Below are 5,828 nucleotides of genomic sequence, written 5' to 3'. Positions count from 1 at the left end.
TGCGCCGCATGCGATCCTTGCGATCGAACATGATGTGCTGGACGCCTCTTATGAAAGCGTCGAGAACCAGCCGGAATATTCCAACCGCTTTCTGGCGCTGCCTGCGGATGTGCCCGCGACCCCGCAGCGGGGGACGCCGCAACCGCGCATCGACGGCACGCAGGTGGCAATCGTCGCGGGCCCCGAGGGCGAAGAGATCCACCCCGACGAATACGGCCGCATCAAACTGTGGTTTCCGTGGGACCGGCAGGCGAAGAAGGATGGCTCGGATACCTGCTGGGTGCGGGTGACGCAGAACTGGGCGGGGTCTGGCTGGGGCGGTCAGGTGATCCCGCGCATCGGGATGGAGGTGATGGTGAGTTACCTCGACGGCGACCCGGACCGCCCGGTGGTCACGGGCGTGGTGCCGAACGCGCGGCAGAAGGTGCCCTATCCGCTGCCGGAGCATAAGACCAAGATGGTCCTGCGCTCGAACACCCACAAGGGCAAGGGCTTCAACGAAATCAGCTTCGAGGATGAACAGGGCGTCGAGAATATCGCACTGCATGCCCAGAAGGACCAGACGCTGAAGGTCCGGCATAACCGAATGAAGCGCGTTGACCGCGATCAGGTCGAAAGTGTCGGCCACAACAAAAGCATTGACGTCGGTTCGAACCATCAGGAAAAGATCGGTGGCTCGATGAACCTGACGGTCGGCGGCGGCGTCGGAGGGGCCTTGTTCGCCACGCTTGCCGGGTTGATGCAAAGCTCCAGCACCGCGATGAAGAACGCAGCGAATGAAAGCGGCGATGGTTTCATCTCGCAGTTCAGCCGGGCGTTGTCCGCCGCCAGCGTGGCGGCCGAGGCGGCCAGCCTGCCGGTAAATGGTGCGTTCAAGGGGGCGGGCCGGAACCGGACGGTGGCCGGGCTGGAGCAGGTGACGACGGGCAGTTCGGTCGGAGCGCTTCTTGGTGCGATCATGCCGGTCGGGGGGATCAAGACAACGATTGTCGAAAAGGCGGTCAGCGATACGGTCGGCCTCGCGCGGACCGAGCAGATCGGGCTGATGAAGAACACCTATGTCGGCAAGGTGCAGAACACGGTTGTCGGTCAGAAGCAATCGACGCAAGTAGGTGAGATCTCCACGACGTCTGTTGGCAAGCATATGGAAATCAATGTCGGCGACGATCTGGTGATCACGGTCGGCAAGTCCAAGCTGATCATGACGAAAGAGGGGACGATTGTCCTGCAGGGCGTCAAGATCGATATCGAGGCCGACAAGCAGATCCGAGCGCAGGCGAAGCTGATTGACATGAACTGATCAGCCATGCGGATCCGAAATCTCACCCCTTTCGCGCAGCTTGTCTATGCCAATGAGGATGCTCAGGGGCGACTGTTCGATGTGCTGATCGTCAAGCAGAGCTATCATTTCGGCGAGGATTTCAGGCTGCGGCGGTCAGTCGAACAAGAGCCGCTGAATTTTTCGGACGGCTGTTTCGGGGCTGTGAACGTGACGAGCCTTCGCTATCCGTCGGACTTGGTGCCCTACAAGCCCGCGACGGATGTGATTGTCATTGCCGATGCCTTCGCGCCCGAGGGCCGCCCCGTCGAGCAGTGGGATGTCTCGGTCCAGGCGGGGGCGCTATCGAAGACGTTGCATGTGACGGGTCCGCGCGAATGGCGTCACCGGCTGGGCAAGTGGCAGTTGGATGATCCTGAACCGGTCGCGCGGGTGGCGCTGCGCTATGATCTGGCCTATGGCGGTGAATGTCCCGGCCCTGAAGACGAAATTCTGACGGATGAGCGCAATCCGGTCGGCCGGGGTCTGGCGCATCACCGGCACAGTCCGAAATCCGATCCGATCCCGGCACCACAGATTCTGGCCACGGGGGCCTTGCTGCGGGGACCGTTTCAGCAGCAGGAGGTGGCCGGCTTCGGCCCGATCCCACCGGCATGGCTGCCCCGATTACCGCTTGGCGGCACCTATGATGACGATTGGGTGGCCAACACCTGGCCGCATTGGGCCAGCGATTACGATTTCGCATATCATAATTCAGCGGCCACTGGGCTGAAGGCCGATGGCTTCTTTCGGGGCGATGAAGAGATTGTGTTGACCGGCCTGCATCCGGATCAGCCTGAACTGCGCTTTTGCCTGCCTGGCGATACGGTCGTTGCCACGCTGGTCGATGGCGGAGGGGCGCGGCGGGTGGTGCGTCTGAATCTGGACACGGTCTATATCGATATCCTGGATGCGCGGCCCGAAGATAGCCTGATCGCGCTGACCTGGCGCATGGCGTTTCTGGATCGCGACATCGCCTTGCTGGAGATCGACAGCGTCTTGGGCGGTCATCCGATGCATATTCTGCGCGACGAGCAGGGTCTTGACCCCGCGCCGCATCCATCGGGGCTGTTTACGGCGGCCGCGGAAGCAACTCGGAAGGGTTCCAAACATGTCCAATAACGGTTCAGCCCGCAAGGACGGAACCAATTTCATCGCCTCGACGGGGCCCGATGTCTGCTGGACTCCGGTAGGCAGCAAGATGAAAAAGGTTTCCTACAGTTCGATTGCATTCCTGAACAATGCAGTGCGCGTCAACAACACGGTCCGCTGGAACGGCCGGCCGGATTTCATGCAGAACAGCCGCACGCCGAACTCTTTTGGAACCGAGCCGGGGGTGGGTCGCGGCGTGGTGAAATCGGGGCATCTTGGTCCGGCGACGGGCAAGGTGCTGACGGGGTCGGTTTTCTCGTCGGGCTGGGCCTCGACCAGGCACAAGGATCCGGCAGTGATCAATATGCCCTCACTGGGGCCGCGCGAAGGGACGAGGACATAAGATGGCCGACGGTCAGACCATAGCCGAAGCCGAGGGGAATACGGCAGCGCTTGCTTACACGTTCATCACGAAATCGCCGGATGCGACGCCTTTCGAGACCGAAATGACGCCCGAGATGATCGACAAGCATAAATATTACAATGATGATATTCTTGAAATTGCCGAAAAGATGGCGCAGTCGATCAAGCAGCTTGAGCAGGCCAAGGCAGCACTTGCGAAGGTCGAGACGAATATCACGCGTTTTGAAGCCGCAGGTGGGTCGGTCCAGCGCGGCGGAAAAATGGTGCAAGCCCGGCTGTCCGCGCTGGACTATGTCAAGCGCAGTGAAGCGGCTATTGCGCAATACGAAAAAGAGATCGAGGCCGAGATAGAGGAAGTTCGCACCGAATATCGTCGCCTTGCAGAGAATTTGAATGATCGGGCAGAGGCGTATCGCAGGGATTATGATGGCCTGCGGCGATTTCAGGATGATGAGCTGCGGACAGCAATGAGCCTGCGGCGGGATCTGACCGAGGGTGGCGCAGATCCGGAAGACGCCGCGCGCGTGACCCAGGCCCGAACGGAGGACGGGTATTACAGCTTTCATGTGAAGGCATATGCCGTGACATGGGGCGATTATCGCCTGTTGCAGGAAGGGTTTGCCATCACCACCACGCGCGAGGCTGTGATGAGCGTGGTCTGGGGGGCTGCCGAGCTGATCGCGCTGGAGATCATTACGGCGGGCCTGATTACCACAGCCGCAGGGGCGGTGATGGCGACCCGGATTGGTTCCAAAGTGGTTGGCGCCGCCGCAAGAGTAGCCGCAAGAGTAGGAGACGATGTCCTCAAGCTTATCATCAAAAGATATAACGCTCTGCCTGACGGGGTAAAAACCAAGCTCGACGACATTTTCGAACGTCTCAGGGTACGGCGCGAAAGGGACTATAAGAAGGATGGTCCTACCGGAGAAGGCTCCGAACCGTCCAATGCCAGCATCAATTGTTTGACCAAAAGCATGGTGGGCTGCTGATGACATTGCGCAGGCCGACCCGTCTGAATCCTGTCAGCCTTCCCGATGGCGGGCTGAAGCAGGTCTACCCCGAATTTCAGCTTGCCGGCACCTTGCCGCTGGATCTGGCGCGGGCATTCGATCAGGACTTTACGGTTCCCTCGCCGCTTGGACCCGGCAACCTGACCGAGCTGGATATCACGATCACCGACAGCGCGACGGATGAGGGTCATTACGACCTGATGACGCTGGCCGGCATTCGCGTCGTCTTCGAACGCCCCGCGCCGCAACTGTTCACGCGCAGCTACAATGCCGGGCACCGGCATCTGTCGCTGGAGCCGCTGTCGCGTGGCGGGCTGAAGCTGAACGACCGCAAGCTTTCCTATACCTTCACGCGCTATCCGGGGCGGGTGTGGCGGATCGTGCGGATCGAGGATCTGAACGGGAATGTGGCAGAGCTGGTCCGCGATGCCGAAGGGGTGTTGCAGGAATTGCGGCATCCCGATGGGCTTTGCCTGGAATTTCTGAACCGCGCGGACGGGCTGCGCGCGGGTTACGACATCATCGGTCTGGACGGCAGCCGGTTTGAGGGGGTGCGCTACGAATATCACGATGGGCGGCTGATCTCGACCGATAATCCCTTCGGCGAAAGCTGGCGCTATGGCTATGATGCGGCGGGCAATCGGGTGCTGGCCGAGAATGGCGCGGGCACGCGGACGCGGCACGAGTTCGACGACCGGCACCGGGTGATCCGGGTCGATACCGGCGGCAGCTATAAGGAAGGCAGCATCGCCTATGACACCGGCACGCGGCAGGTGACGGTGAGCCATGGCGCGGGGCCGGGCTTTGAAAAGCTGTGGTTCGACCGTCTGGGCCGCCATGTCATGAGCGCGGATGCCGCCGGGCACCTGACCTATCGCCGCTTCAACGACATGCACGACCTGACAGCAGAGGTCGATGCCAATGGCCATGCGCGGCATTACAGCTATGACGCCTATGGCAATCCGCAGACGGTCACGGATGAAGAGGGCCGCGAGACCTTCATGGTCTGGGACGATGTCGGCAACCTGCTGTCTCTGGTCAATCAGGCTGGTGACAGTTGGGACTACAGCTATGATGATCGCGGCAATCTGGAACAGGCGCGCGACCCTCTGGGGCATGTGACCGATTTCCGGGTGAACGGGGCGGGGCTGCCGGTGCAGGTGATGCGCCATGACGGGCTGATCGAGTTCCGCGAATATGACGCGCAGAACCGCCTGACGCTGATCCGCGATTTCAACAGCGCCGAGACGCGCTTTGCCTATGACCCCTTTGGCCGGCTGACCCGGATCACCGATCCGGCGGGCAATGACACGGTTCTGGCCTATGACGGCGCGGGCAAGCGCCCCTTCATGACGCCTTCGCGGATCCTGCGGCCTGACGGGGTCGAGACGCGGCGGGGTTTTGGCGCGACGGGCGAGGTTGTCTCTGTCACCGATGGCGAGGGGCGCAGCACCAGCTATCGCCACGGCGCCTATAACGTGCTGGAGGAAATCACCGACCCCAATGGCGGCAAGCTGCGTTTTGCCTATGACAGCCAGGAACGGCTGACCTGCGTGACCAACCAGACGGGCCTGCACTGGCGCTTTGATCGCGACGCTTGCGGGCGTGTCATCAGTGAGACGGATTTCGACGGGCGCAGGCTGCGCTATGGCTATGATCCGGCGGGCCGGGTGATCCGGCGCGACAATCCCGATGGCGGCTGGCTGGAATATGATTACGACCGCTCCGGCCTGCTGACGGAACTGCGCGCCTTTGCGGGCGGCGATGCGGCGGCGCTGGTCACGAGCTATCGCTATGACGGGAATGGCGCGCTGATCGGGGCGAGGAATGGCGATGCCACAGTCACGCTGGAACGCGACGCGCTTGGCCGGGTCATTGCCGAGGTCGTGAACGGCCAGCGGATCGAATCGGATTTCGACTGTTGCGGGCGTCGTGTTGCGCGTCGGATCGGGGATCAGACGGTGCGGCTGCGCCATGACGGGATG

General features: G+C 61.6%; 5 protein-coding genes. All 5 read left to right on the top strand.

The genetic code is table 11. From position 1 onward, the window contains the following. On the top strand, positions 1–1,300 hold a 1,300-nt coding region (locus tag ACK5L9_RS16660), incomplete at its 5' end, for a type VI secretion system Vgr family protein (protein ID WP_416912579.1). Positions 1,301–1,306: 6 nt separating this feature from the next. Further along, entirely contained in the window at positions 1,307–2,440 is a 1,134-nt protein-coding gene (locus tag ACK5L9_RS16655) for a DUF2169 family type VI secretion system accessory protein (RefSeq protein ID WP_416912578.1), read from the top strand. Next, entirely contained in the window at positions 2,430–2,813 is a 384-nt protein-coding gene (locus ACK5L9_RS16650; RefSeq protein WP_416912577.1) for a PAAR-like domain-containing protein, read from the top strand. Before ACK5L9_RS16655 ends, ACK5L9_RS16650 begins: the two co-directional genes overlap by 11 nt. A gap of 1 nt (position 2,814) precedes the next feature. Beyond that, on the top strand, positions 2,815–3,822 hold the full coding sequence (locus ACK5L9_RS16645; RefSeq protein ID WP_416912576.1) for a hypothetical protein: 1,008 nt from the start codon (positions 2,815–2,817) through the stop codon (positions 3,820–3,822). After that, positions 3,822–5,828 (top strand): hypothetical protein (locus tag ACK5L9_RS16640; protein ID WP_416912575.1); only part of this gene is annotated, 2,007 nt, incomplete at its 3' end. The genes ACK5L9_RS16645 and ACK5L9_RS16640, both read left to right, overlap by 1 nt.

The sequence above is a fragment of the Paracoccus sp. (in: a-proteobacteria) genome, from assembly GCF_047973135.1.
Classification (GTDB): Bacteria; Pseudomonadota; Alphaproteobacteria; order Rhodobacterales; family Rhodobacteraceae; genus Paracoccus.
Note: the sequence above shows the minus strand (reverse complement) of the source record. Positions and strands in the feature narration are given on the sequence as shown.

Bases quoted from the DNA above. Each gene is read 5' to 3' on its own strand.
- ACK5L9_RS16655 (WP_416912578.1), top strand. From the start codon at position 1,307: ATGCGGATCCGAAATCTCACCCCTTTCGCGCAGCTTGTCTATGCCAAT.
- ACK5L9_RS16650 (WP_416912577.1), top strand. From the start codon at position 2,430: ATGTCCAATAACGGTTCAGCCCGCAAGGACGGAACCAATTTCATCGCC.
- ACK5L9_RS16645 (WP_416912576.1), top strand. From the start codon at position 2,815: ATGGCCGACGGTCAGACCATAGCCGAAGCCGAGGGGAATACGGCAGCG.